Source organism: Nocardioides sp. Z13_37 (assembly GCF_058355585.1).
Window position 1 is genome coordinate 353,898 of the sequence record NZ_JBZGDV010000001.1, and the last position, 25,191, is coordinate 379,088.

Sequence of the window (25,191 nt, forward strand, 5' to 3'; positions counted from 1 at the left end):
ACCGGGAGCGCCCGCGTGCCTCAGCGCGCCTCGACCAGGCCGTGCTCGTGCGCGAACACCACGATCTGCACCCGGTCGCGCAGCGACAGCTTGCGCAGCACCGAGCCGACGTGGGTCTTGACCGTCGACTCCGAGGCGAAGATCTCCGCGGCGATCTCGGTGTTGGACATCCCGCGCGCCACCGCGGCGAAGACCTCGCGCTCCTTGTCCGTCAGGGCGAGGTAGGCCGCCGGCGCGGGTGCCCGGGCGACGAACTGGCCGCGCAGGAGCAGGGACAGGTCGGCCGGGGCGAGCACCGCGTTGCCGGCGTGGACCGTGCGGATCGCGTCGCGCAGCATCAGCGGGGTGGTGTCCTTGAGCAGGAAGCCGCTGGCGCCGTAGCGGATGGCCGTCGCCGCACGGTCGTCGAGGTTGAAGGTCGTCAGCACCACCACGCGCAGCGGGTGCTCGCGCCGCGACACGCGGTCGGGCGCGAACAGCTGGCGGGTGGCCTCGACGCCGTCCATCTCCGGCATCCGGATGTCCATCAGCACCACGTCGGGCTGGAGCTCGTCGCAGACCGCGACGGCCTCGAAGCCGTCGCCGGCGACGCCGACGACCTCCATCCCCTCCTGGGCGTCGATGATCGTGCGCACGCCCTCCCGGAAGAGCTCCTGGTCGTCGACCAGCACGACCCGGATCACGATGCGCTCCGCACGGGCAGCCACGCGGTGGCGGTGAACGTCTGCCCGCCCGCCTCGTCGCGCCGGCGTACGTCGAGGCGGCCGCCGACCGCCTCCAGCCGGCGCCGCATGCCGTCGATGCCCCGGCCGGGCGCCTGCCCCGGGCCCGCGGCGGACGGGGCGTCCGGGGTCGACGCGGTGCGGATCGGCTGCGTGGCGTCGGAGGCGGCGGGGTCCACGACGTTGCGGACCTCGAGGCGCAGCTCGCCCTCCCAGTGCCGCTCCACGGTGACCGGGGTGTCGCGGCGGCCGTGCCTGATCGCGTTGGTCAGCATCTCCTGCAGGACGCGGTAGGCGACCGTCTCGAGCTCGGGCGGCAGCGGCTGCGGCTGGCCGACGACGCTGGAGACGACCTCGTGCCCGCTGGAGCGGACGTTGTCGACCAGGCTGTCGAGGCTGGCGCTGCGCCCGGGCGCGGTGGCGCCCTGGGTGGTGGTCAGCACCTGGCGGACGTCCTGCAGCGAGGTGCGCGCCGACGTGGCGATGGTGGCCATCGTCTGCTTCAGCCGGTCGGTGTCGGCGTCCTCGAGGTACTGCGCCGACTCGGCCTGGGCCAGGATCACCGCGAGCGAGTGGCCGACCACGTCGTGCACGTCGCGGGCCAGGCGGCCCTGCTCCTCCCGCAGGCGGGCGATCTCGCGGGCCTGCTCGGACTCGCGGTGCGCCTGGGCAGCGTCCTCCTCGGCGGCGACCTGGGAGATCTCCGACCTCCTGGCCCGCGACATGAACCGCAGCGCCAGCCCGGCGAGCCACGGGACACCGAGCACGGACATCCCGGTCACCGCCGCGGCGATCTGCCAGGTGTCGCCGTAGGAGTAGATCTCCGAGACGATCGCCCCGAGGCCGACCTGGTCGACCAGTCCAGAGAGCTGCGGTGCCGCCATCACCACGAAGACGATGAGCCCCGCAGCAGGGATCGAGAGCGCGCTGAGCCAGACCGTCGGGAGCGCCCCCCAGCGCGCGGTGCCGAAGGCCACGACCGCGATGGCGACCTGGGCGACCATCACGTCGCTGCCCGTGAGGAGCTGGAGACCGCAGAGCCCCCAGACCAGCAGCAGCGCGACCGCCGGCGCTCGCCTGGACAGGCCCGCGGCGACGGCCATGCCGACGGCGACCAGGAGCAGCGACTGGGGCGGTGAGAAGAAGTGCTCGGCGGTCATCGTCTCGACCAGACCGACGATCAGCACCAGGACACCGACCGCGACGTCGGGGGCCCAGGTCCGCCACGCCCGGGTCATGCCGCCACCGCGACCGGCCGGCGTCGCGTCCGGAGCGGCTGCTCGACCGCGTACCAGCTGAATCCCGCGAGCGGCAGGGTCAACACCGCCGCCCACAGCCCGGCCTGCTCGAGGTGGGGCCTCATCCAGACGGTCAGCGGGTAGTTCCACAGGTACGCCGAGTAGGAGACGGTGCCGAGCCAGACCAGGGCGCGCAGCGCCGGGCCGGTGACGTCTGCCCAGGAACGCCAGCAGAGCAGCAGCACCGCGGTGAGCGAGGCGATGGCCGGTCCTCCTGCCAGGTAGGTGAGCGCGTGACCGCGCAATGGAACCACGCTGAGGAGGGTAAGACCGGCCAGCGCGGCGGCCGGCGCCCAGGTGGCCACACCGGCCGGGATCCGCACGCCGGCGAGCCTGCCGACGCCGACCCGTGCGGCGGCACCGACCACGAAGCACAGCCCCCACGAGGTGGGGAGGGAGTAGGCCAGGTCCGCGTCCTCGCGCAGCCAGAGCAGCGTCGCGACGCAGGCGAGCACGGACGTCGCACCGGCGGCCAGCAGGGCCAGGGGCATCCGTCCGCGGGTGGCGGCCAGCACGACGACGGCCGGCCACACCAGGTAGAACTGCTCCTCCGTCGCGAGCGTCCAGAGGTGGAAGGTCGCGTCGCTGGCGTGACCGAAGGGCAGGTTGCCCGTCCACGTCAGGACCACCAGGACGGTGCGGCCGAGCTCGTCGCGGTCACCCAGGGGATCGAGCAGCAACGTCACCACGAGGACCCCGGCCACCAGGAACAGCAGCGCCGGCACCAGCCGGCGCGCCCGGCGCAGGTAGAAGCGGCGCAGGTCCACCCGGCCGGTGCGATCGGCCTCGTCGAGGAGCAGCCCCGTGATCAGGTAGCCGCTGAGCGCGAAGAACATCACCACCCCCACGACGCCCGCGCCGGGGAACGCCGCCGGCCACGCGTGGCGCAGCATCACCAGGCCGACGGCGATCCCGCGGAGGAGGTCGATGCCCTCGACCCGCCTCGCCGTCGCGTCCGTCGTCCCCGCCGTCCCCGCCGTCCCCGCCGTCACGCCGTTCCCGGACCCGGGAGCACGTCGCGGACGAGGCGGTCGAGCAGGTCGCCGTACGTCATCCCGGCCGCGGCGAACATCCGCGGCACCTGCGACTGCTCGGTGAAGCCGGGCATGGTGTTGACCTCGTTGAGCACCGGGCCGTCGCCGGTCACGAAGAAGTCGACCCGCGCCACGCCCGCGCAGCCGAGGGCGTCGTAGACCGTGAGCGCGGCCTCCTCGAGGGCGGTGCGCTCGGCGTCCGACAGCGCGGCGGGCACGCGGAAGTCGGCGCCGCCGCCGTACTTCGCCGCGTAGTCGAACCACCCGTCCACCACGACCTCGAGGGCCGGCGACACGACGCGGGTGCCGTCCGCACCGCCGAGGACGGCGACGTCGACCTCCCGGCCCGCGACGACGTCCTCGACGAGCACGCGGTCGTCGAGGGCGAACGCCGCCGCGAGCGCGTCGGCCAGCCCCGACGGGTCGCCGACCAGGCTCACGCCGTGGCTCGAGCCGGCCGCGACGGGCTTGACGACGACCGGGTGGGTCCACGCGTACGACCCGGCGGAGGCCGCGGTGAGCAGCACGCCGGGCGCGGTGGCGATGCCGAGCGCCCCGGCGACGAGCTTGGTCGCCCACTTGTCCATCGCCAGCGCCCCGGCCCCGACGCCGGAGCCGACGTAGGCGACCCCGGCGAGCTCGCAGAGCGCGGCGAGCGAGCCGTCCTCGCCGCGGGGACCGTGCACCACGGGCAGCACGGCGGCACATGACTGAAGGACTGTCACGGCCTCGCCGAGACCGAGGGCGTGGTCGCCGCTGGCCCAGCGGCCGTCGAGCCCGATGGTCAGCCGCACGACGTCGTAGGCCGTCGGGTCGAGTGCGGCCGCGACCGCGGCGGCGGAGGCGAGGGAGACCTCGTGCTCGCAGCTCTGGCCGCCGCCGACGACGGCGACCCGGATGCGGGTGCGGGCGGCCTGCGAGGTGGTGCGGGTGGTCACGGGATGCTCCTGAGCCGGGGGGACGAGAGGGGGGACGAGACGTGGGGCGAGAGGCTGCGGGTGGGGCTGGCGCCGGGGTCGACGGCGCCATCGGCGCCGTCGGCGGCGGGGTGGATGGCGGGATGGATGGAGGGGCGGACGCTGCGGCGCACGCGGGGACCGATCCCGGTGACGATCTCGTGCGGGAGGGTGTCGGCCCAGCGGGCCCAGTCGCCGACGGTCGGCTCGCCGGCGGCGCCGGGGCCCAGCACGGTGGCGGTGTCGCCGGGCTCGGCGTGGTCGGCGCCGAGGTCGACGACGACCTGGTCCATCGAGATCCGCCCGACGACCGGTCGCCGGCGCCCGCGCAGCAGCACCTCGGCGCGACCGGAGGCGGCGCGCGGCAGCCCGTCGGCGTAGCCGAGCGGCAGCAGCGCCAGGTGGGTCGCCGCGGGCGCGATCCAGGTGTGCCCGTAGCCGACGCCCGCGCCGGCGCGGACGCGACGGACGCCGACCACGGGCGCGGTGAGGGTCAGCCCCGAGCGCAGGACGGTGGTGCCGGTGGGGTCGATCCCGACGAGGCCGGCGCCCACCCGGACGGTCGTGTGGTGGCTGCGGACGTCCAGCAGGGTCGCCGCCGTGGCCGCGAGGTGGCGGCGGGCGGGGCGGAGCCCGGCGCCCCGCGCCGTCTCCACCCCCCACGCGAAGCGCCGCCGGCCCAGCGCGTTGCACCCGTCGGCCGGGTCGTCGGCGCAGCCGAGGTGTCCCATCACCCCGACCACGCGGACGAGTCCCGCCCGCTCCGCCCGGCGGGCGGCCCGGCACAGGTCGGGCCACGCCGACGGCTCCGCACCGTCGCGGGCCATGCCGGTGTCGAGGTGCAGGTGGATGCGGGCCGAGCGCTGGTGCGGCGCGGACCGCTGGGCGCGGACGACGGCGTCGAGGTGCTCGCGCGAGGGCACGGCGATCTCGACCTCACCGGCCAGCGCGTCGGCGTACGCGGCGTCGACGGGGTTGAGCCAGCTGAGGACGGGCGCGGTCAGGCCGGCCGTACGCAGGGCGAGCGCCTCCTCGATGCTGGTGACACCGAGCGAGGTCGCCCCGTGCGCCAGCGCCGTGCGGGCCACACCGGCCGCGCCGTGCCCGAAGCCGTCGGCCTTCACCACCGCCATCACCTCGGCCGCGGTGCGCGAGGCGATCAGGCGGGTGTTGGCGGCGACGGCCGACAGGTCGACGTCCAGGGTGGGCGCTGCGCCGGGGACCGCGGTGGGGGCCACGGCCAGCGCGCTCACGCGGCTGCCTCGTCGCCGACGCGGGCCGGGCCGTAGGTCGCGGCGCCGGCGCCGGTGACGAGCGCCCAGTAGCGGTCGCCGAAGCTCCAGTGCCACCACTCGGTGGGGTAGTTGACCAGCCCGGCGCCGCCGAGCACGCGCGCCAGCAGGTCGCGGTGCGCGCGGGCGTCGGCCCCGATGCCGGCCGCGGCGAAGTAGCAGGCGCCGTCGGACTGCTCCGGCGTCGCGTCGATGGGCGTGCCGAGGTCGAGGTCGTCGCCGCAGGCGTCGACCAGCGTCAGGTCCACCGCCGCGCCGGCCACGTGCGGCGCGACGTCCACCGGCGCGACGAAGCGGCTGGTGAGCCGCCGCACCTCGTCGGGGCCGGCCTCCGGATGGGCGGCGCGGACCTCCCTGGCGTAGGCGGCGACGATCGCGCGCTGGTCGGCCACCGACCGGTGCCCCTCGACGACCCGGATCGCGATGCCGGGCGGGAGGTCGCGCCGGGCGTGGGCCAGCCGGTCGGCCAGGCCCCGCCTGACCAGCGCCCGGGCCGGCCCGAACGACGCGTCGAGGCGGACCAGGGGCTCGCCGGACTCATGCACGGGCACGGCGGCGACACGGGGGTCGGACAGGAGGATCACCATGACCCAACGTTCGCGGTCAGGGCCGTCCCCCCGCCTCCATCTGAGGTGCCGGGCTGCTGTCCTCGAGGACGAGATCGGTCCGGGACCGCCCGCCGACGGGTGCCTCGGCGTGACCGGCGACCGTAGACTCGACGCATGTCCGAGAACGACGACTTCGACGTCGCGGACCCCGGGTCGGGACGCCGCGAGCGCGAGCGCGACGACCGCACGGGGCGTTCTGCCTCCGCTGCCCGGATCGCCCAGCAGTCGACGTGGGTCGACCTGCAGGTGCGCCAGGCGATGGAGCGCGGCGAGTTCGACGACCTGCCGGGCACGGGCAAGCCGATCGAGGATCTCGGTGCCGAGCACGACCCCGACTGGTGGGTCAAGAAGCTCGTCGAGCGCGAGAACATCGCGATCCTCCCGCCGGCCATCGCGCTGCGCAAGGAGGACGCCGAGCTCGACGCCCGGCTCGACGCGATCTCGGTCGAGCGCGAGGTGCGGCGCGAGCTCGACGACTTCAACCGCCGCGTGGTGGAGACCCGCCGTCAGCTGCAGGGCGGTCCGCCGGTGGTCACCGCACTGCGCGACGTGGACGCGGAGGTCGAGGCGTGGAACGAGCGTCGGGCGTCCCGCATCGAGGCGCAGCGGGCCGCGGCCCGTGCTGCCGCGCCGCCGCCCCAGCAGCGCTCGTGGTGGCGCCGCCGCCGCACCCGCTGACCGCTGGCGGGCCCGCTGCCGGCGGGCTCAGTCCCAGTCGAGGCCGCCGCGACGCCACTCGTAGGCGTAGGCCAGCGACAGGTTGAGGATGAACAGCACGACCGCCAGGTAGCCGAAGGTGCCGAGCTGGTCGAAGTGCACCGCCCACGGCACGAGGAACATGATCTCGACGTCGAAGATGATGAACGTCATCGCGACGGGGTAGTAGCGCACCGGGATCGTGCGGCCGCTGCGGCCCGGGTCGGACACCGGGTCGATGCCGCACTCGTAGGAGTCGAGGCGCGCGCGGTTGTAGCGCTTGGGACCGACCACCGAGCTCATCAGCACCGAGCCGACCGCGAAGAGTCCGGCGATCGCCGACAGGACCACCACGGGCAGGTAGAGCTCCACAGCTCGCTCCTCTTGTCGGGCCGGATGCGTGGCCCCAAGTCCTAGCAGCAACGGGCAAGACGATGGCGTGCCCGTGCCCTGCCCGGCAGGGAGACATGGGTCATATCGGGCTGCTCCGGCGCAGCGGTAGTTTGCGCCCATGACACGCCCCGCCAAGGACTTCTTCGCGCCGCTCGCCGTCGGCGCACCCACGCCGCCGCGCGAGATCCCCGCCCGGCCGAGCCGCGCGATCCACTTCTTCGACCCCGGCAACGAGAAGATGGCCGCCAAGGTGCCCGGCATGGTGGGCACGGTCGACGTGCTGCTCGGCAACCTGGAGGACGCCGTCAAGGCGGAGAACAAGGAGAAGTCGCGCCAGGGCCTGGTCGACATCGCCCGCGCGACCGACTTCGGGCCGACCCAGCTGTGGACCCGGATCAACTCGCTCGACAGCCCGTGGGTGCTCGACGACCTGACCACCCTCGTGCCCGCCATCGGCGACAAGCTCGACGTCATCATGGTGCCGAAGGTCCAGGGCGCCGAGGACATCCACTACGTCGACCGGCTGCTCGCCCAGCTCGAGGCGAAGGCCGGGCTCGACCGGCCGATCCTCGTCCACGCGATCCTCGAGACCGCGCGCGGCGTGGCCAACATCGAGGAGATCTGCGGCGCCAGCCCCCGGATGCAGGGCCTGTCCCTCGGGCCGGCCGACCTCGCCGCCGACCGCCGCATGAAGACCACCCGCGTCGGAGGCGGCCACCCGGGCTACCTCGTGCGCCAGGACGCCCCGCGCGACGCCGCCGGCCAGGCGCAGCACGACGCCGAGCGGGCGACGTACCAGCAGGACCTGTGGCACTACACGATCGCCCGGATGGTCGACGCGTGCGCGATGCACGGGATCTACCCCTACTACGGGCCGTTCGGCGACATCGCGGACACGGTGGGCTGCGAGGACCAGTTCCGCAACGCCTTCCTCCTCGGCTGCGTCGGCGCGTGGAGCCTGCACCCCGCGCAGATCGCGATCGCCAACCGCGTCTTCTCCCCCAGCGTCGAGGACGTCGCGCACGCGCGGCGCGTGATCGCCGCGATGGGCGACGGCACGGGCGCGGTGATGATCGACGGCAAGATGGAGGACGACGCCTCCGTCAAGCAGTGCCAGGTCATGGTCGCCCTCGCCGAGGAGCTGGCCGCGATCGACCCGGAGCTGAGGAAGCAGTACGACGCGATCGTGGTCGAGGAGGCCTGAGATGAACGAGTTCACCCCCCTGCGCAGCGTCCTCTACATGCCCAGCTCCAACGAGCGGGCGCTGGAGAAGGCGCGGACGATCCCGTGCGACGGCCTGATCCTCGACCTCGAGGACGCCGTCTCGCCCGACGCCAAGGAGTCGGCCCGCGAGGCCGCCGCCGCGGCCGCGGCCAGCGGCGACTACGGCAGGCGCACCGTCACCATCCGGGTCAACGCGATCGGCACCCAGTGGCACGACGCCGACCTCGCGGCGGCCAGCCAGGCGGGGCCCGACGCGATCGTCGTGCCGAAGGTGGAGAGCGCCGACGAGGTGGCCCGGCTGGTCGCCGCGATGGAGAAGGCCGGCGCGCCCGACCACACCCGGCTGTGGGCGATGGTCGAGACGCCCGTCGCGATCCTCGACGCGCTCGCCATCGCCCGGTCCTCCGAGCGGCTCGGCGCGTTCGTGATCGGCACCAACGACCTCGTCAAGGAGCTCTACGCCGAGCACGTCCCCGGGCGCGCCCCGATCCTGCCGAGCCTGCACACCGCGCTGCTCGCCGGACGGGCCGCGGGCATCGCGGTGCTCGACGGCGTCTACAACGACGTCAAGGACACCGACGGCTTCCTCGCCGAGTGCGAGCAGGGACGCCAGATGGGCTTCGACGGCAAGACCCTCGTCCACCCCGGGCAGGTCGAGGGGGCCAACCGCGCCTTCGCGCCGAGCCCCGCGGCCGTCGAGGACGCGCGCGAGCTGATCGCCGCGTTCGAGGCCGGCGCCGGTGCCGGCGTGGTGACCCTCAACGGCCGGATGATCGAGAACCTCCACGTCGAGTCGGCCCGTCGGACGCTGTCGATCCACGAGGCGATCGAGGCGCTCGGCACCGACTGAGGCCCGGCGCCGAAGGGTGGACAGGGTCTTGACATCGCCTCACCCACACGGATGAGGCGAATTGTCCAACGCGCCGCGGACCCGCAAGAGTGACCGCGCCCTGCCCACCGTGGGCCTGTCGCATCACCTAGGAGGCACCCCCATGATCGTCCTCGGACTCATCCTTCTCATCCTCGGGCTCCTGCTCCCCCAGAGCATCCTGACCACCATCGGAATCATCCTGATCGTGGTCGGTCTGGTGCTGAACTTCGTGCCGATCGGCGGCTCCAGCCGACGGGTCTGGTAGCACTCCGCCACCCCGCGAGGACCCCGGACACCCTTGGTGTCCGGGGTCCTGCCGCGTCCCGGGGTCGCTCCCTCCGCCCGCCGTTCTCGTGCGTCATCCGTCCGCCGTTCCCCTGCGTCATCCGAACCCGCACCCATCGGCTCCGATCCGTAGGACGCACCGGGCCGCCTCGGACGTACGCGCCGCGGCCCCACCTCGACGCGCGCTCTCCTCGAGCCCGCGCTCGCCGCCGACCCGGCGACCGGCGACCCGGCGCCGCAGGGCCCGCCCGGACGGGGCTGAGCTCAGGCGCTCTCGTTGCCGCGGCGGAAGCGGTCGTTGAGCCAGGTGCTGGCCGTGCCCATCCAGCCGGCGAGGTCGTGGACCAGGCGGCCGAGGGTGTCCTGGGTCCGCTCGAACGACGCGGTGTAGCTCGCGGCCGCCTCCTGCGCGGCCTCGCTCACCGAGGCGGTGTCGTCGTCCTCGCGGCGCGGGTAGTTGCCCGCGAGGATCGTCGTGTACGCGCCGGAGTCGGTCCAGCGGCGCAGCTCGGTGGCCCGGACGACGGCGAACGGGTGGCTCTGCTGCTGCAGCAGCGACAGCTTGATGAGCGACTCGCGCACGTCGCCGCCCTCGTCGTACTCCGCTCCCTGCTGGAGGAACGACGTGACGTCGAGCTCCTCCAGGGTGCCGCCGCTGGCGAGCTTCATGTGCGTGCGCAGCGCCGCGGTCGGGTCCTGGCTGGCGAGCAGGCCGGCGCGGTCGGCCGACAGCTCGGCCTTGCGCGACCACTCGAGCAGCCCGACGGTGACCATCCGGATGCCGATCGCGCCGCCGGGCACGGCATTGAGCAGGCCGCCCAGACCGAGCAGGCGCACCAGGAGCGTGCGGTAGACCGCGTGTCCGCTGACGGCGTGGCCGAGCTCGTGGCCGATGACGAAGCGGAGCTCGTCGTCGTCGAGGTGGTGCACCAGGCCCGACGACAGCACGATGATCGGCCGGTCCATGCCGATCGTGACGGCGCCGAGCGTCGGGTCGGCCTGGACGTACATCTCCGGCAGGTCGCTGACGTCGAGGCTGCGCCCGACCTCCGCGAGCAGCCGGTGCAGCCGGGCGAACTGCCGCTCGTCGACGCGCACCGCGGAGCCCAGCAGCGTCAGCCGCCAGGCCCGCTCGCGGAACACGCCCGACATGGTCTTGAGCAGCACGTCGAAGCCCTTGAGCCTGCGCAGGGCGACCAGTGCACCCTTGTCGGCGGGGTGCTCCCACGCCCGCGAGCTGATGTCCGTGAGCACGACGCGCGCACGCGCCGGCTTCTTCTCCCCCGATGCCATGGAGGGATCCTGACGTACGCGCGCGGGAAAGTCATGGGATCCGGCAACGTCGCGCGTGCCACGATGCGGCGGTGACCCGTCCGCCGCGCACGATTCACGTCGCCCTCACCGACGGGGAGCGGGTGTGGGTGGACGACGACGGACGGCTGCCCACCTTCGTCCACGATCCGGAGGCAGGTGGGCCGAGCCCGACGGCCACCGCCAGCCGGTTGCTCACCGACGCCGTGCACCTCGCGCCGGTGGTCGTCCTCGACGAGGTCAACCGCCTGCACGTCGTCCGCGCGCGCAGCGGCGCACCTGAGCGGGGGCACTGGATCGAGCCTGACCACCTCGGCGAGGAGGTGCGCGTCCAGGTCGAGCGGGCGGTCCGTGAGCACTGGGGCACGCCGCCCGCACACCGGCCGGACTGGTATCGCCCCGGATGGTCCGACGAGGTCGAGGCCTGGATCGACGCCGCGCTGGTGGACACCGGCCGGTCGCGCACCGGCCCGCTCCAGACCCATCGCGTCTGGAGCATCTCGGCGGTCCACGTCGTCCCGACCGACCGAGGTCCCGTGTGGTTCAAGGCCAGCTGCGCGCACTTCGCGGCCGAGGCTGCCATCGTGGCGACGCTCGCCGCCCACCTCCCACACCTGGTCCCGGAGGTGGTCGCCGTCGAGGACAGGAGGTGCTGGCTCCTGACCGAGCCGTTGCCGGGGGTCGAGGACGACGGCGCGCCGGCAGAGGCCGCCATGACCCTCGCGCCGCTGTGGGCCGCTGCCCAGATCGCTTCGCTGGACTGGCTCGACGAGCTGCGCGGGGCGGGCGCTCCTCGCCGAGGCGCGGAGGAGACCCTGACGGCCTGGCGCGGCGCACTGGCGACCAACCACGAGCTCGACGCGCTGACCACGGACGAGCGCGGCGCCCTCGTCGAAGCGGTCCCGCTCGTCGAGGCGCGGGTGCGCGAGCTCTGGGCCTGCGGCTTCCCCGACACCCTCGCCCACGGTGACCTGCACTCGGGCAACGTCGCCTTCGACGGCTCGGGCGTGCGGGTCTTCGACTGGAGCGACGGCTGCATCACGCACCCCTTCCTCGACGGCACCCACCTCGCGCACTGGCTCGCCGAGGCGGACGGGACCCAGGCGGAGGACCGGGTGCGCACCGTCCTGCTTCCGTGGCGCGACGCGTTCCCCGAGGCCGACTTCGACCGCGCGGTCGAGCTGGCACCGCTGGTCGACCTGGTCTTCCAGACCGTCACGTTCGATCGGCTGGGCGATGGGATCGAGGCCGGCACCCGCGACTTCGACGGCGCCGTGCTGATGCTGACGCGCAAGCTCCTCGAGTCGGTCACGACCGACGAGTAGCCGCGGGCAGACGACGACCCGACGCGTCGTACGGCCACTAGGACACCCTCGTCCCCGCTGGGACACCCGGATCCGGGTGGTTGAGCGGGGACGTCACCGCTCGAGCCGGGGCGAGGACGCGCCGGGACCCCGGGGCCAGCCGGTCAGTCGCGCATCGGGACCCGCACCCCGCGCTCGTCGGCGACCTCAACGGCGCGGTCGTAGCCCGCGTCGACGTGGCGGATCACGCCCATGCCCGGGTCGTTGGTGAGCACCCGCTCGATCTTCTCGGCGGCCAACGGGGAGCCGTCGGCGACCGTGACCTGGCCGGCGTGGAGGGAGCGGCCGATGCCGACGCCGCCGCCGTGGTGGAAGGAGACCCAGGTCGCGCCGGAGGCGGTGTTGACCAGGGCGTTGAGGATCGCCCAGTCGGCGATGGCGTCGGAGCCGTCCAGCATCGCCTCGGTCTCGCGGTAGGGCGAGGCCACCGACCCGCAGTCGAGGTGGTCGCGGCCGATCACGATCGGCGCCGTCAGCTCGCCGCTGGCGACCATCTCGTTGAACCTCGCGCCCGCCTTCGCGCGGTCGCCGTAGCCCAGCCAGCAGATCCGCGCGGGCAGCCCCTGGAACTGCACGCGCTCGGACGCCATGTCGAGCCACCGGTGCAGCCGGGCGTACTCCGGCTTCTCGTCGGCGGGGAAGAGCTCCTTGATCGCCCGATCGGTTGCCGCGATGTCGGCGGGGTCACCGGAGAGCGCCGCCCAGCGGAACGGGCCCTTGCCCTCGCAGAACAGGGGCCGGATGTAGGCGGGCACGAAGCCGGGGAACGCGAACGCCCGGTCGTAGCCGCCCTTGCGCGCCTCGTCGCGGATCGAGTTGCCGTAGTCGAAGACCTCGGCGCCGGCGTCCTGGAGCTCGACCATCGCCCGCACGTGGCGCGCCATCGACTCCTGGCTGCGCTTGGTGAACCCGCGCGGGTCGTCGGTGCGCTCGCGCTCCCAGTCGTCGTACGCCGTCCCGGACGGAAGGTAGTAGAGCGGGTCGTGCGCCGAGGTCTGGTCGGTGACGACGTCGAGGCGGACCGAGCCGTCGAGGTGGCGCTCGAGCAGCTCGGGCAGCACGTCGGCGGCGTTGCCGAGCAGACCGATCGACAGGGCGCGGCGCTCGTCGCGGGCCTCCAGCGCCAGCTCGACGGCGTGGTCGAGGTCGCGCGCCTGGACGTCGAGGTAGCGCGTCTCCAGGCGCCGGTCGATGCGGTGCTGGTCGCACTCGACGCAGATGGCGACGCCGTCGTTCATGGTGACGGCGAGCGGCTGCGCGCCGCCCATGCCGCCGAGTCCGGCGGTGACCGTGATCGTTCCGGCGAGGGTGCCGCCGAACTTCTTGTCCGCGATCGCGGCGAACGTCTCGAAGGTGCCCTGGAGGATCCCCTGGGTGCCGATGTAGATCCACGAGCCGGCGGTCATCTGGCCGTACATGGTCAGCCCGAGGTCCTCGAGGCGGCGGAACTCCTCCCAGTCGGCCCAGTCGCCGACGAGGTTGGAGTTGGCGATCAGCACCCGCGGCGCCCACGTGTGGGTACGCATCACGCCGACGGGCTTGCCCGACTGCACCAGCAGCGTCTCGTCGTCCTCGAGGTCGCGCAGGGTGGCGACGATGGCGTCGTAGGCCTCCCAGCTGCGCGCCGCCTTGCCGGTGCCGCCGTAGACGACGAGGTCCTCGGGGCGCTCGGCGTTGTCGGGGTCGAGGTTGTTCATCAGCATCCGCAGCGGCGCCTCGGTCTGCCACGACTTCGCGCTCAGCTCGGTGCCGGTGGCGGCGTGGATGGGCAGGCGGGGGTTGGTCTCGGCGTTCACTTCAGGTCTCCGATCACGGACTCGGCGGCGGCGAGCACCGCACCGGACTGCACGAGGTCGACGGTGGCCTCGATCTCGGGCGAGAGGTGGCGGTCGGGCCCGGGGCCCTCGATGCCGGCCTCGCGCAGGCGTCGTACGACGGCACCGGTGGCCGACGACGGCTCGAGCGGCGCGCGCATGTCGAGCGCGCGGGCCGCGGTGAGCACCTCGACGGCGACCACCCGCGACAGCCCGTCGACGGCGCGGCGCAGCTTGCGGGCGGCGTTCCACCCCATCGAGACGTGGTCCTCCTGCATCGCGCTGGAGGGGATCGAGTCGACCGAGGCGGGGACGGCGAGCCGCTTGAGCTCGGAGACGATCGAGGCCTGGGTGTACTGCGCGATCATGTGGCCGCTGTCGACGCCCGGGTCGGCGGCGAGGAACGGCGGCAGCCCGTGGCTGCGCGCGCGGTCGAGGAACCGGTCGGTGCGGCGCTCGCTGATCGAGGCGACGTCGGCCGCGACGATCGCGAGGAAGTCGAGGACGTAGCCGACGGGCGCGCCGTGGAAGTTGCCGTTGGACTCGACCCGGTCGCCGACCACCACCGGGTTGTCGATCGCGCTGGCGAGCTCGCGGCCGGCGACGGTGGCGGCGTGCTCGACGGTGTCGCGGGCGGCGCCGTGCACCTGGGGCGAGCACCGCAGCGAGTACGCGTCCTGGACCCGGTTGCACTCCACGGTGTTGCCGGGACCGGTGCGGTGCGAGGCGACGATCGCGGAGTCGGCCATCAGCGCGGTGAGGTTGGCCGCGGACAGCGCCTGCCCCGGGTGCGGGCGGATCGCCTGGAGCTCGGGCGCGAAGACCCGGTCGGTGCCCAGCTGCGCCTCGACGCTCATCGCGGCGGCCACGTCGGCGGTGCGCAGCAGCATCCGCAGGTCGGTGATCGCCAGCACGAGCATGCCGAGCATGCCGTCGGTGCCGTTGATGAGGGCCAATCCCTCCTTGGCCTCGAGCTCGACCGGCTCGAGGCCGGCGGCGGCGAGCGCGTCGGCCGCCGGCACCAGCGCACCGGACGCGTCGCGCACCTCGCCCTCACCCATCAGCGCCAGTGCGCAGTGCGACAGGGGCGCGAGGTCGCCGGAGCAGCCGAGCGAGCCGTACTCGCGCACGACCGGGGTGATGCCGTGCGAGAGCAGGTCGGCCATGAGCCGGGCGGTCTGGCTGCGGATGCCGGTGCGACCCGTCGCGAGCGTCGACAGCCGCAGCAGCATGAGGGCACGCACCACCTCGCGCTCCACCTCCGGACCGGAGCCGGCGGCGTGGGAGCGGACGAGCGAGCGCTGGAGCTGGGCGCGCATCTCGGTGGGGATGTGGCGCGTGGCCAGCGCCCCGAAGCCGGTGCTCACGCCGTAGGTGGGGGTCTCGGCGGCGGCCAGCGCCTCGACCACGCCCCGGGCGTGGTCGATCGCGGCCAGCGCGTCGTCGCCCAGCGTGACGGGCGCGCCGTCGCGGGCGACGCTGACGAGCTGCTCGAACGAGACGGGACCGACCCCGACCTCGATGGGCTGGATGGTCTGCATGAGCACCATGCAACACGCGCAGCCGGGCCCGCGCCAGCACTCCGCGCACGTCTGATGTCTCGGATCCCAGACCGATGCCCTCACCCGAACGGGGGGAACCCGCCCGCTCGCGTTGTGGCACGGTGGACGCCGTGGCGAGCCGTCCGGGCCGCCGGAGCAAGGAGGTCCCCCGATGGATACGACGACGTGGATCATCGTCCTGGTCGTGGTGCTGGTCGTGGCGGCGCTCGTCGCCTGGCTGGTCACGCAGCAGCGCAAGAAGCAGCAGCACGAGCAGGCCGAACGACTGCGGTCCGAGGCGCGCGAGCACGCCACCCAGATCCCCGAGTCGCAGGTGCGCGCCAAGGAGGCGGAGGTCGAGGCCGAGCGGGCACGCCTCGAGGCCGAGCGGGCGCAGACGAAGGCGCAGGAGGCCCAGGTCGCCGCGACCCAGCAGCAGGCCGTGCACGAGGACCGGCTCCGCACCGCCGACGAGGTCGACCCCCACGTCGACACGCGCTCCGACGACTACACGCCCGGGACGACCACACCCGGGACGACCACGCACGACGACACCGCCACCCACGACCCGGACACCGTGCTCGACGCCGACGACCCCCGTCGCACCGACGGCAGCACGGGCGGCAGCACGGGCGGGACGCACTCCGCCTGATCCACTCCGCCTGATCCGGTCGGTGGTGCCACGGGAGTGCTGGACAACGCCGTGGGCACTGACAGACTGAGGCCCCCCTGTTCCGTGAGAGGTGCCTCGTGACCACGCTCGTCGTCATCATCATCGTCCTCGTCGTGGTGCTCGCCGCCGCGGCCCTCGTCATCCAGCGCAAGAACAAGCAGGCCAACATCGAGCGTGCCGACAGCCTGCGCCAGCAGGCGGCGGGCCAGGCGCAGGCCACCATCGCCCCCGCCCAGGCGCGCGCGGCCGCTGCCGAGGCGCAGGCCGCGGAGGTGCGCGCCAAGGCCGACCAGGCGGAGGCCGAGGCCCACGAGGCCCGCGTGGCAGCCCAGCAGGCCGAGGCCCAGCACGAGTCGCAGGTACGCGCCGCCGACCGGCTCGACCCCCGGGTCGACACCCGGTCCGACGACTACGCGCCGCAGGTCCCCGGCACCGCCGACCAGCAGCCGACCGCCCCGGCCGACGTCAACACCGACGTCGCTGCCGACGCCACCGTCGACCAGCAGCCCGCCGCCGCAGCGGGCGCCGAGGCCGCACCGGCCGACGCCAGTGCCGACCAGTCGGCCGAGCAGCCACCGCTCCCGCGCCGCACGCCGGGCGCCCAGGAAATGCCGGGCAAGCCGATCGAGTCGACCGACGGCGGGGGCGGCTGGTTCACCCGGGACTCCGACCGGTCCTGACCCCGCGGTGAGCCAGGTCCCTGCGGCGACGCGCGCCCTGCGGGTCCTCCGGTTCCTGGCCACCCAGGCCGACCCGGTCCCGCTCGACCGGATCGTGCGGGCGTGCGACCTGCCGCGCAGCACGGCCTACCACCTGCTCAACACGATGATCGACGAGGGCTTCGTCGTGCACCTGCCCGACGAGCACCGCTACGGCCTCGGCGTCGCTGCGTTCGAGGTGGGCAGCGGGTTCACCCGGCAGGAGCCGCTGGCCCGCCTGGCCCGGCGCCCGCTGGCCGAGCTGGTCGACCGCACCGGGCACGGAGCCCACCTCGCCGTGCTGCACGGGCGCGACGTGCTCTACGTCGTCGAGGAGCGCGCACCGGGTCGACCGCCGCTCGTCACCGACGTGGGCGTCCGGCTGCCCGCCCACCTGACCGCCTCGGGACGCGCGGTGCTCGCCGCCCTGCCGGCCAGCCAGGTGCGCGCGCTCTACCCCGACCGGACGGCGTTCGTCGACCGCCACGGCAAGGGGCCGGCGTCGTTGAGCGCCCTGCGTGCCGTGCTGTCGGAGACCCGCCGGCGCGGGCACGCCACGGAGGACGGCGAGGTGACGCCCGGGCTGGGGAGCGTCGCCGCGCCGGTGCTCGACCACAACGGGCACCCCGTGGCCGGGGTCGCCGTCACCTTCCCCAGCGACGCCGGCCCCGACGTCGAGACGATCGCCGCGGCCGTCACCGACACCGCCGCCCGGCTGACCAGACGCGTCAGCGGTCGCCCCTCCCCAGGGCCCTCGGCCGGTGCTAGCGTCGATTGATGCCGGCTCGCCGTCTCTCCTCGCGCCTGCTTCTCACCGCGGTCATGGCGCCGATGCTCGCCGTCGCCGCGCTCCCGCCGGCACCCGCGGCCGAGGCCGACCTGCCGGCGCGGGTCACTGTCCACGACAGTCGGACCTCGAGCCCGTCCGTGGACATCTCGCGGGTCACGCTGCGAGGCGCCCCCCAGTTCGAGGAAACTCAGATCGTGGAGGTCGAGGTGCCGGGCGGGTTCCGACCCTGGCACCACCTCACGATCTGGTTCGACGTCGACGGGGACGCCGAGCCGGAGGGCCGCTTCGACGCGCGGTTGAGAAAGCCCGGACCGAGGCACCGCTCCTACCTCCGCGTCGACCAGCAGTTCCGGATCGGCGGTGGCTGGGACGGCCCTGGGACCCGGGTCTACTGCCGAGAGGATCAGGACTTCATGCCGGTGGGGGACGTGCGGCCCGGTGATCCCGTCGCCTACGTCGCCCTCACCCTGTGGGAATGCCTCCAGCTCCCGTACCCGTCCGGCGATGACGACGGTGCCTGGCGCACGGCGGTGCGGGTGGCCAAGGACGGCCGGAGCGACACGGCGCCCAGCGGACGCGGATGGAGCCCACCGGTCCTGGGCTGGTGCGGACGTCGACCCCGATGTGGGTGAGCTGGCCGCGGAACCGGCACACCGCGGCGTAGGAGTTGCCGGAGCTGAGGCCCCCACCACCGCTTGGCTGCAAGTTACTAGCGGGTAGGATCATTGTCACTCCGTAGCGCCCTGCCGTCGGCATGTGCGGCGGCCTAGGCTGCGGCTCTCTACGCCCTACCGAGGAGCAGCCCCTCCATGCAGATGTTCGCGATCGTCGTCTCGTTCGCACTGACCGTCGCCGCAGTCGCCATGCTGGTCCCGGCCGTACGCCGGATGCTGCGCGTGATCCGCACGAGCCAGCCCGCGCCGGGCCGCAGCGACAACCCGGCCGGCCGCACCGCGACGATGCTCAAGGAGACGTTCCTCCACACCCGGATGCTCCAGTGGCACTGGATCGGCATCATGCACTGGTTCGTCTACATGGCGTTCCTGCTGCTCAGCACCGCCGTGCTGGCGGCCTACTTCCAGCTCTTCAAGCCCGACTTCGCCTACCCGGTCATCGGCCACTGGTACCCGTTCGAGTGGCTCATGGAGGTCATCGGTGCCCTGAGCACGATCGGCATCGTCTTCCTGATCGTCTACCGGCAGCGGCACCACCCGCGCAACGAGGGCCGCCGGAGCCGCTTCTTCGGCTCGACCTTCTGGCAGGCCTACTTCGTCGAGGCGCTCGCACTGCTCGAGGGCTCGGCGATCCTCTTCGTCCGCGCCGCGGAGTGGCGCCTCGACGAGGAGGCCGGCCGCGCCCACTACCCGTTCTCGTCGTGGCTCGGCGACCTGCTCTACCCGAGCTCGGTCGGCTCGCTCGAGAACCTCATCTACGTCATCGCGATGTTCAAGATCGCGCTCGCGATGGTCTGGCTGATGGTGATCGCCCGCAACATCACCATGGGCATCGCCTGGCACCGCTTCACGACGTGGTTCAACATCTGGTTCAAGCGCGAGGCCGACGGCAGCACGGCGCTCGGCGCGATGAAGCCGCTGACCTCCGACGGCAAGGCGATCACCCTCGACGACATCGACGACCTCGACGAGGACTCCGCGCTGGGCGTGGGCTCGATCGACGACTTCTCGTGGAAGGGCATTCTCGACTTCACCACCTGCACCGAGTGCGGTCGCTGCCAGTCGCAGTGCCCCGCCTGGAACACCGAGAAGCCGCTCTCGCCCAAGCTGCTCATCACGAGCCTGCGCGACCACGCGTACGGCAAGGCGGACGGCAACGAGGCGCACGCCGAGCGCCAGCTCGTCGGGGTCGGCTCCAAGGGCGAGACCGCGGGCGCCGGCACCGACGTCCTCGACTACTTCTACAACCCCGCCGACGGCGACTTCGTCATCGACGAGGACGTGCTGTGGAGCTGCACGTCGTGCGGCGCGTGCGTCCAGCAGTGCCCCGTCGACATCGAGCACGTCGACCACATCATGGACATGCGGCGCTACCAGCTGCTCGTGGAGTCCAACTTCCCCGCCGAGCTCAACCAGCTGTTCAAGGGCCTGGAGAACAAGGGCAACCCGTGGAACATGTCCGCCACCGCGCGGATGGACTGGGCCAAGGGCCTCGACTTCGACGTGCCGGTCGTCGGGGAGGACCTGGAGTCCCTCGAATCGGTCGACTGGCTGTTCTGGGTCGGCTGCGCCGGCGCGTACGAGGACCGCGCGAAGAAGACGACCCGCGCGGTCGCCGAGCTGCTCGACATGGCCGGCATCTCCTTCGGCGTGCTCGGCAACGGCGAGACCTGCACCGGCGACCCCGCCCGCCGCGCCGGCAACGAGTTCGTCTTCCAGGGCCTCGCCCAGCAGAACGTCGAGACCTTCAAGGAGTACAAGGTCAAGAAGGTCGTCTCGACCTGCGCCCACTGCTTCAACACGCTCAAGAACGAGTACAAGGACTTCGGCATCGAGCTCGAGGTCGTGCACCACACCCAGCTGCTCAACCGCCTCGTGCGGGAGGGCAAGCTGACCCCGGTCAAGGACGGTGCGGGCGCCGCGAAGCGCTCGATCACCTACCACGACCCGTGCTACCTCGGTCGCCACAACCAGGTCTACTCGCCGCCGCGCGAGCTGCTGCAGGTGCTGCCCGGCGCGGAGTACGTCGAGATGGAGCGCCACTCCGAGAAGTCCTTCTGCTGCGGCGCCGGTGGCGCGCGCATGTGGATGGAGGAGAACCTCGGCGAGCGGATCAACGTCAACCGCACCAAGGAGGCCGTCGGCACCGGTGCCGACCAGATCGCGGTGGGCTGCCCGTTCTGCCGGGTCATGCTCTCCGACGGGCTCACGGCCCAGCAGGCCAACGGCGAGGCCCGCGAGGAGGTCGAGGTCCTCGACGTCGCGCAGATGCTGCTGGCCTCGGTGAAGGGCGAGCAGGCGACCAAGGCCGCGCCCGGGTCGGCGCCCGCCGCAGCCCCCGCCGCTGCTCCCGCCGGCGCGACGGGCACCGACGTCGCCACCAAGGACGAGCCGGAGGCCGGCGACGTCACCCTCACCGACGCCACGGTCACCGACACCGCCGACGTGGGCCCGGCCGCCAAGGCGTCCGGCGGCACGTCGCTCTTCGACACCCCCGCCGACGCCCCCGCCGCCAAGGCGTCCGGCGGCTCGTCGCTCTTCGACACCCCGGCCGACGCCGCCGCCAGCTCGACGACGGAGGCGACCACCGAGGCGACCGCCAAGACCGCCAAGGCTGCCGACCCGTTCGCCGGCGGCTCGCTCTTCGACACCCCGACAGCCGAGCCGGCCGCCGAGGAGAGCGCGCCCCAGGCCGAGAAGCCCGCCGAGTCCAGCGCCGCGGCTCCTCCCACCGCCGACCTCGGCAGCGGCGGGTCGCTCTTCGACCTGGGTACGCCCGAGCCGACGCCGACCCCCGCCGCGGCGGAGCCCGAGCCGACGACCGCGACCGCCGGCAGCACGGGTGGGGCGGCGGCCGACTCGGCCGTCGAGACGCCGCCTGCCACGGGCCTGGGCAGCGGCGGGTCGCTCTTCGACATCGCCGCACCCGAGCCTGCCTCGGCCGCGCCGGCAGCGACGTCGGCCGCAGCTCCCGCCGCTCCCGCCCCCGAGGAGGCCCCTGTCGCGAAGGAGGCCCCCGCCGACAGCGGCACGCCGGCCCCCCGGGCCAGCTCGGCGGCCCCGGCCACCGACACCGACCTGTCGAGCCTCGGGTCGCTGTTCGACCTGGAGGCACCGGCGAGCGAGGAGCCGGCCGCTGCCGCGGAGCCGGAGGCTGCGCCGGAGCCCGCGTCCGCCTCCGCCGAGCCCGAGCCGGTGACGGCCGAGCAGCCTGCGCCGACCGCCTCCGCGGAGGCCGAGCCTGCGCCCGTGGCGGCGGGCGACCAGGCCAGCGACGCGGTGTCCACGCCTGCCACGGACGTCGACCTGTCGAGCCTCGGCTCGCTCTTCGACGTGGAGGCACCCGCGCCCACGTCCGCGGCGCCAGCCCCCGCGGCTGCGTCCGCGCCGGAGCCGGAGCCGGAGGCAGCAGCATCCGTCGAGCCCGAGCCCGCCCCGAGCGCTCCGCCGAGCGGCGCGGACCTCAGCCAGGCGGCGCTGTTCGGCGACGCGGAGGCCGACGGCCCGGGAGCCGGGGACACCCCCGACCCGGTCGCGACCGAGGACGAGGCGACCCCCGTCGCGGACGAGGCCCCGACCGAGGAGGCCCCGACCGAGGAGGCCCCGACCGACGGCACCGGCGCCGGCACGGACGAGACGCCGACCGACGGACCCGGACACACGCCGCGTACCGACGTCGACATCAACGGATCGGGCTCGCTCTTCGATCTCTGAGCGCATTCCGGCGGTGCGCCGGAAGGAGGACCGGGGCGACGTGACCCGGGACTCGACTCGTGCCGCGCCGCGCCGCGCGGGAGCGCCAGGTGCGGGCGCCACCGTGACAACTTGCGGGGGGTCGCAGGCATCACACCAGTGCCCGCGACGTCGACCACCGGAGGGCACCCATGAGCCGTAGGACGCCACTGACCGCCGCGGCCCTGTTGGCGCTCACCCTGCTCGGGCCGACCGGCGCGACGGCGTCGGGCGCCGGCGAGGCCTGCCGGGGCGAGGCTGTCACCATCGTCGGGGCCGGGCAGCTCATCACCGGCACGGAAGCTCGCGACGTCGTCGTCACCAACGGCGCGACGCGCGTCCTGGCGCTGGGCGGCGACGACGTGATCTGCCTGACGGGCATGTCGCCGTCGGGGAACACCACGATCGACGCGGGGGCCGGCGACGACGTCGTGGACGGCACGGCCTGGCGCGGCTCGGTCCAGGCCGACCTCGGCGACGGAGCGGACCGCTTCGAGGGAGGCGGCGGCGAGAACGTCGTCGATGCCGGGCCCGCTGACACCGCGCGGGACGTCATCATCGGCGGCGACACACGCGACGTGGTGGACAGCGGCGTTCCCGGTGAGCCCAACGCCGACGTCATCGACCTGGGCGCCGGCGACGACGCCCTCGACTATGCAGGCGTCATGGCGCCCGGCGGATCGATCGCCGGTGGCGACGGCGTGGACGAGTTCTACCCCTCGACCTCGCGGTCCGGGGCGACGACGATCGACAACGCTTCTGGGACGCTCGTGGTCGACCAGCAGGTCATCGCGCGCTGGTCGGGTCTGGAGACGTTCTACACCGGGACGATCGGCGGCGCCCCCCTCCACTTCGTCGGCACCGCGGCCGACGAGGCCCTCGTCGCGAGGGCGTCCGGCCCCGTCGACGCGAGCTTCGGCGCCGGGGACGACGCCCTCGTGGCGGACGAGGCACCGCGTGCCGGGAGCTCGATCGAGGGCGGTGCTGGCCGCGACGGGTTCTACGTCACGACCGAGAGCGGCCTCCTGGACCTCGACCTGAGGCGCGGCCGGCTGGTCGCGGACGCCGGGGCGCGGCGCACGATCCCGGTCACCGACGTCGAGGACGCCTCGTTGTATGCCCACCGCGTCGTCCTCGCCGGCACCCGCGACGGCAACAGCCTGAGGTTCGGCGCGTGCGACGCCACCGTCCGCGGCCGGGGCGGAGCGGACACGGTCCAGCCGGACGTCGAGTCCATGTTCGAGACCGTCTTCTGCCCTCGCTTCCCGAAGGCGCGGGTCGACGGCGGCGGCGGCGACGACCACCTCCGGGGCACGCGGGGGCGCGACGTGCTTCGCGGCGGCAGCGGTGACGACCTGCTCGACGGACGGCAGGGCCGTGACCGACTCCACGGCGACGCGGGGCGCGACGAGCTGCGGGCCGGGAGGGGGCGCGATCGCGCCGACGGAGGAAGCGGGCCCGACGACACCTGCCGCGCCGAGCGCGAGCGCCGCTGCGAACGCTGACGACACCTCAGCGGACCGGTGCGCCTCCGACCTCTGACCCGCCTACGTCAGGGCACCGCGGCGGGCGTCACGCCGTCAGCTGGCCGCCCACGTCTGCCAGACGGCCTGCGGCGGCGGTGCCGCGCGGCGTCACCGCGAAGCCACAGTGACATCACGTTCCCTTGACATGACATCATGATGATGTCAGTGTGGTGCGCATGGACATCACCCCCTACGTCGACGGTCTCCGCCGCGACCTCGTCGCCGCGGCCGAGGCCGGCAGCGACGAGCTGCGGCAGGCGGCCGAGCGGCTGGCCTACGCGCTCGACCCGAGCGCACGGCTCGCGCTGATGGAGGCCATCTCCCACGCCGCGGCGGAGATCACCGCCGAGCTCCCCGACGGCAGCGTGGACGTCCGGCTGGTGGGCCGAGAGCTCGACTTCGTCGTCGAGGTCGCCCCGCCCGCCGCGATCCCCGCACCCCCTCCGCCGCCCGCCGCGCCGGCGCCGCCGGAGGAGGACGACGGCGACCTTGCCCGGATCACGCTCCGCATCCCGGAGGCCGTCAAGGCGCGGGCCGAGGAGAAGGCCGCAGCCGCCGGGCAGAGCCTCAACACCTGGATGGTCGGCCTCGTGCGCAGCGCGACCAACGAGCACGCCATCAACGTCGACATCGACCTGAGCAGCGTCCCCTTCGTGGGCTACGACCCGTTCGCGGGCCACCGCAAGCAGGGCAACCGCCGGATGACCGGCTGGCTCTGACCTGACGGGCCCACCCGGCCCGCCCATCCCACCCCACGTCACCCCACGTCCCACCTCACCACCAGCGGACCGGCAGCAGCCGGCCCGGCGGACGACCACACCCTCTGGAGACCTCATGAGCAACCAGCTCGACCGCGCCTTCGACACCCCCGAGCCCATCGACCTCGTCGTCGAGAACGGCCGCGGCCTGGTCCGCGTGAGCGCCACCGGCACCACCCGGACGACCGTGAGCATCACGGGCGAGCGGGCCGAGGAGTACGACGTCCAGCACGTCGTCGCCGGTGAGCGGCCCCTCGTCTCGATCGTCCCGCCGCGCTCCGGCGGCGGCCTGTTCAGCCGCGACGCGCGCGCCGAGATCGTCGTGGAGCTGCCCGTCGCCAGCAGGCTGCGCGCCAAGGTCGGCAGCAGTGACCTCGTCGCCGAGGGACGCTTCGACGACACCCGCATCGACAGCGGCTCGGGGGACGTCTCGCTCGACGTCGTCGAGGGGGACACCGTCGTCCAGTCCGGCTCGGGCGACCTGCTCGCCGGGCACCTGGTCGGCGACGCGCGGCTCCGGTCGGGCTCCGGCGACATCGTCGTGCGCCGGGCCGAGTCATCGCTGGTCGTCACCACCGGGAGCGGCGACGTCCGCGTCGACGCCGCGCGCGACGATCTCGCGGTCAAGACCGGCTCGGGGGACGCCCGCGTGGAGTCGCTGGGCGGGGAGGCGGTCTTCACCTCGGGATCGGGCGACCTGGTCGTCGCCGAGGTGGCCTCGGGCCGCGTCACGGCCAAGACCGCCAGCGGCGACGTCCGCATCGGCGTCACCGACGGCACCCCGGTGTGGACCGACGTGCGCACGGCGAGCGGTCGCCTCAGCTCGACTCTGCCGAGCACCGGGGAGCCCGCCCCCGACCAGCCCTACCTCGAGGTCCGCGCCACGACCGCCTCGGGCGACGTGACCCTCCACCCGAGCTGATCCCGGAC

23 protein-coding genes are annotated in these 25,191 nt (G+C 73.8%); 13 read left to right on the top strand and 10 right to left on the bottom strand.

Annotated features, from left to right (window positions below):
• Positions 1–20: 20 nt before the first annotated feature.
• From AC4H2S_RS01690 to AC4H2S_RS01715, 6 genes are read right to left on the bottom strand one after another with little or no spacing between them, the layout of a single operon-like run.
• Positions 21–707, bottom strand: coding sequence for a response regulator (locus tag AC4H2S_RS01690; protein ID WP_491495223.1), 687 nt, complete (start codon positions 705–707; stop codon positions 21–23).
• Positions 680–1,960: a sensor histidine kinase gene (locus AC4H2S_RS01695; RefSeq protein ID WP_491495224.1), complete on the bottom strand. Its 1,281-nt coding sequence runs from the start codon at positions 1,958–1,960 to the stop codon at positions 680–682. The genes AC4H2S_RS01690 and AC4H2S_RS01695 overlap by 28 nt, the downstream gene beginning before the upstream one ends.
• Positions 1,957–3,012, bottom strand: coding sequence for an acyltransferase family protein (locus AC4H2S_RS01700; protein WP_491495225.1), 1,056 nt, complete (start codon positions 3,010–3,012; stop codon positions 1,957–1,959). The genes AC4H2S_RS01695 and AC4H2S_RS01700 overlap by 4 nt, the downstream gene beginning before the upstream one ends.
• Complete coding sequence (locus AC4H2S_RS01705; protein ID WP_491495226.1) at positions 3,009–3,992, bottom strand: D-alanine--D-alanine ligase family protein; 984 nt, start codon at positions 3,990–3,992, stop codon at positions 3,009–3,011. The genes AC4H2S_RS01700 and AC4H2S_RS01705 overlap by 4 nt, the downstream gene beginning before the upstream one ends.
• Positions 3,989–5,263, bottom strand: a complete 1,275-nt coding sequence (gene alr, locus AC4H2S_RS01710; protein WP_491495227.1) for an alanine racemase — start codon at positions 5,261–5,263, stop codon at positions 3,989–3,991. The genes AC4H2S_RS01705 and alr overlap by 4 nt, the downstream gene beginning before the upstream one ends.
• Positions 5,260–5,889 (bottom strand): M15 family metallopeptidase, encoded by a 630-nt coding sequence (locus AC4H2S_RS01715; RefSeq protein WP_491495228.1) that lies wholly within the window; start codon positions 5,887–5,889, stop codon positions 5,260–5,262. Before AC4H2S_RS01715 ends, alr begins: the two co-directional genes overlap by 4 nt.
• Positions 5,890–6,024: 135 nt before the next feature.
• Between AC4H2S_RS01715 and AC4H2S_RS01720 the strand changes: the two genes are divergently transcribed.
• Positions 6,025–6,588 carry a DnaJ family domain-containing protein gene (locus AC4H2S_RS01720; RefSeq protein WP_491495229.1) on the top strand — a complete coding sequence of 188 codons (564 nt, stop codon included), beginning with the start codon at positions 6,025–6,027 and terminating at the stop codon, positions 6,586–6,588.
• A 27-nt stretch (positions 6,589–6,615) separates the two neighbouring features.
• On the opposite strand, the gene AC4H2S_RS01725 is transcribed toward AC4H2S_RS01720, so the two are convergent.
• Complete coding sequence (locus AC4H2S_RS01725) at positions 6,616–6,978, bottom strand: NADH-quinone oxidoreductase subunit A (RefSeq protein ID WP_491495230.1); 363 nt, start codon at positions 6,976–6,978, stop codon at positions 6,616–6,618.
• Positions 6,979–7,117: 139 nt separating this feature from the next.
• Between AC4H2S_RS01725 and AC4H2S_RS01730 the strand changes: the two genes are divergently transcribed.
• The 3 genes from AC4H2S_RS01730 to AC4H2S_RS01740 all read left to right on the top strand — a co-directional run bounded on the left by AC4H2S_RS01730 (position 7,118) and on the right by AC4H2S_RS01740 (position 9,360).
• Positions 7,118–8,203: an HpcH/HpaI aldolase/citrate lyase family protein gene (locus AC4H2S_RS01730; protein ID WP_491495231.1), complete on the top strand. Its 1,086-nt coding sequence runs from the start codon at positions 7,118–7,120 to the stop codon at positions 8,201–8,203.
• A 1-nt stretch (position 8,204) separates the two neighbouring features.
• Complete coding sequence (locus tag AC4H2S_RS01735; RefSeq protein WP_491495232.1) at positions 8,205–9,074, top strand: HpcH/HpaI aldolase/citrate lyase family protein; 870 nt, start codon at positions 8,205–8,207, stop codon at positions 9,072–9,074.
• A 142-nt stretch (positions 9,075–9,216) separates the two neighbouring features.
• Positions 9,217–9,360: a hypothetical protein gene (locus AC4H2S_RS01740; protein ID WP_165355940.1), complete on the top strand. Its 144-nt coding sequence runs from the start codon at positions 9,217–9,219 to the stop codon at positions 9,358–9,360.
• Between the two features lie 284 nt (positions 9,361–9,644).
• Here AC4H2S_RS01740 and AC4H2S_RS01745 read toward each other — a convergent pair whose 3' ends face one another.
• Entirely contained in the window at positions 9,645–10,673 is a 1,029-nt protein-coding gene (locus AC4H2S_RS01745; RefSeq protein WP_491495233.1) for a M48 family metallopeptidase, read from the bottom strand.
• A gap of 71 nt (positions 10,674–10,744) precedes the next feature.
• Here AC4H2S_RS01745 and AC4H2S_RS01750 point away from each other — a divergent pair, with 71 nt between their 5' ends.
• The gene (locus AC4H2S_RS01750) at positions 10,745–12,016 is read left to right on the top strand and encodes a phosphotransferase family protein (RefSeq protein ID WP_491495234.1); all 1,272 of its coding nucleotides are present in this window, start codon (positions 10,745–10,747) and stop codon (positions 12,014–12,016) included.
• A gap of 143 nt (positions 12,017–12,159) precedes the next feature.
• Here AC4H2S_RS01750 and hutU read toward each other — a convergent pair whose 3' ends face one another.
• Positions 12,160–13,851, bottom strand: coding sequence for a urocanate hydratase (hutU, locus tag AC4H2S_RS01755; protein ID WP_491495235.1), 1,692 nt, complete (start codon positions 13,849–13,851; stop codon positions 12,160–12,162).
• The gene (gene hutH, locus AC4H2S_RS01760) at positions 13,848–15,410 is read right to left on the bottom strand and encodes a histidine ammonia-lyase (protein WP_491495236.1); all 1,563 of its coding nucleotides are present in this window, start codon (positions 15,408–15,410) and stop codon (positions 13,848–13,850) included. Before hutH ends, hutU begins: the two co-directional genes overlap by 4 nt.
• 172 nt (positions 15,411–15,582) lie before the next feature.
• On the opposite strand from hutH, the gene AC4H2S_RS01765 reads away from it, so the two are divergent.
• The 8 genes from AC4H2S_RS01765 to AC4H2S_RS01800 all read left to right on the top strand — a co-directional run bounded on the left by AC4H2S_RS01765 (position 15,583) and on the right by AC4H2S_RS01800 (position 25,183).
• Complete coding sequence (locus tag AC4H2S_RS01765) at positions 15,583–16,062, top strand: hypothetical protein (protein ID WP_491495237.1); 480 nt, start codon at positions 15,583–15,585, stop codon at positions 16,060–16,062.
• Between the two features lie 98 nt (positions 16,063–16,160).
• Positions 16,161–16,763 (top strand): hypothetical protein, encoded by a 603-nt coding sequence (locus AC4H2S_RS01770; protein WP_491495238.1) that lies wholly within the window; start codon positions 16,161–16,163, stop codon positions 16,761–16,763.
• Between the two features lie 7 nt (positions 16,764–16,770).
• The gene (locus AC4H2S_RS01775) at positions 16,771–17,559 is read left to right on the top strand and encodes an IclR family transcriptional regulator (protein WP_491495239.1); all 789 of its coding nucleotides are present in this window, start codon (positions 16,771–16,773) and stop codon (positions 17,557–17,559) included.
• Positions 17,559–18,203, top strand: coding sequence for a hypothetical protein (locus tag AC4H2S_RS01780; RefSeq protein ID WP_491495240.1), 645 nt, complete (start codon positions 17,559–17,561; stop codon positions 18,201–18,203). Before AC4H2S_RS01775 ends, AC4H2S_RS01780 begins: the two co-directional genes overlap by 1 nt.
• 177 nt (positions 18,204–18,380) lie before the next feature.
• On the top strand, positions 18,381–21,959 hold the full coding sequence (locus AC4H2S_RS01785; protein WP_491495241.1) for a (Fe-S)-binding protein: 3,579 nt from the start codon (positions 18,381–18,383) through the stop codon (positions 21,957–21,959).
• Between the two features lie 170 nt (positions 21,960–22,129).
• On the top strand, positions 22,130–23,482 hold the full coding sequence (locus AC4H2S_RS01790; RefSeq protein ID WP_491495242.1) for a calcium-binding protein: 1,353 nt from the start codon (positions 22,130–22,132) through the stop codon (positions 23,480–23,482).
• A gap of 197 nt (positions 23,483–23,679) precedes the next feature.
• Positions 23,680–24,222, top strand: coding sequence for a toxin-antitoxin system HicB family antitoxin (locus tag AC4H2S_RS01795; protein WP_491495243.1), 543 nt, complete (start codon positions 23,680–23,682; stop codon positions 24,220–24,222).
• Between the two features lie 115 nt (positions 24,223–24,337).
• Positions 24,338–25,183 (top strand): DUF4097 family beta strand repeat-containing protein, encoded by an 846-nt coding sequence (locus tag AC4H2S_RS01800; protein WP_491495244.1) that lies wholly within the window; start codon positions 24,338–24,340, stop codon positions 25,181–25,183.
• The last annotated feature ends 8 nt before the right edge of the window (positions 25,184–25,191 follow it).

What these genes read in the sequence shown, in the direction of transcription:
- AC4H2S_RS01695 (WP_491495224.1), bottom strand. Translation starts at nt 1,960, where the DNA reads ATGACCCGGGCGTGGCGGACCTGGGCCCCCGACGTCGCGGTCGGTGTC.
- AC4H2S_RS01715 (WP_491495228.1), bottom strand. Translation starts at nt 5,889, where the DNA reads ATGGTGATCCTCCTGTCCGACCCCCGTGTCGCCGCCGTGCCCGTGCAT.
- AC4H2S_RS01720 (WP_491495229.1), top strand. Translation starts at nt 6,025, where the DNA reads ATGTCCGAGAACGACGACTTCGACGTCGCGGACCCCGGGTCGGGACGC.
- AC4H2S_RS01730 (WP_491495231.1), top strand. Translation starts at nt 7,118, where the DNA reads ATGACACGCCCCGCCAAGGACTTCTTCGCGCCGCTCGCCGTCGGCGCA.
- AC4H2S_RS01735 (WP_491495232.1), top strand. Translation starts at nt 8,205, where the DNA reads ATGAACGAGTTCACCCCCCTGCGCAGCGTCCTCTACATGCCCAGCTCC.
- AC4H2S_RS01740 (WP_165355940.1), top strand. Translation starts at nt 9,217, where the DNA reads ATGATCGTCCTCGGACTCATCCTTCTCATCCTCGGGCTCCTGCTCCCC.
- AC4H2S_RS01745 (WP_491495233.1), bottom strand. Translation starts at nt 10,673, where the DNA reads ATGGCATCGGGGGAGAAGAAGCCGGCGCGTGCGCGCGTCGTGCTCACG.
- hutH (WP_491495236.1), bottom strand. Translation starts at nt 15,410, where the DNA reads ATGCAGACCATCCAGCCCATCGAGGTCGGGGTCGGTCCCGTCTCGTTC.
- AC4H2S_RS01765 (WP_491495237.1), top strand. Translation starts at nt 15,583, where the DNA reads ATGGATACGACGACGTGGATCATCGTCCTGGTCGTGGTGCTGGTCGTG.
- AC4H2S_RS01780 (WP_491495240.1), top strand. Translation starts at nt 17,559, where the DNA reads ATGCCGGCTCGCCGTCTCTCCTCGCGCCTGCTTCTCACCGCGGTCATG.
- AC4H2S_RS01785 (WP_491495241.1), top strand. Translation starts at nt 18,381, where the DNA reads ATGCAGATGTTCGCGATCGTCGTCTCGTTCGCACTGACCGTCGCCGCA.
- AC4H2S_RS01790 (WP_491495242.1), top strand. Translation starts at nt 22,130, where the DNA reads ATGAGCCGTAGGACGCCACTGACCGCCGCGGCCCTGTTGGCGCTCACC.
- AC4H2S_RS01795 (WP_491495243.1), top strand. Translation starts at nt 23,680, where the DNA reads ATGGACATCACCCCCTACGTCGACGGTCTCCGCCGCGACCTCGTCGCC.
- AC4H2S_RS01800 (WP_491495244.1), top strand. Translation starts at nt 24,338, where the DNA reads ATGAGCAACCAGCTCGACCGCGCCTTCGACACCCCCGAGCCCATCGAC.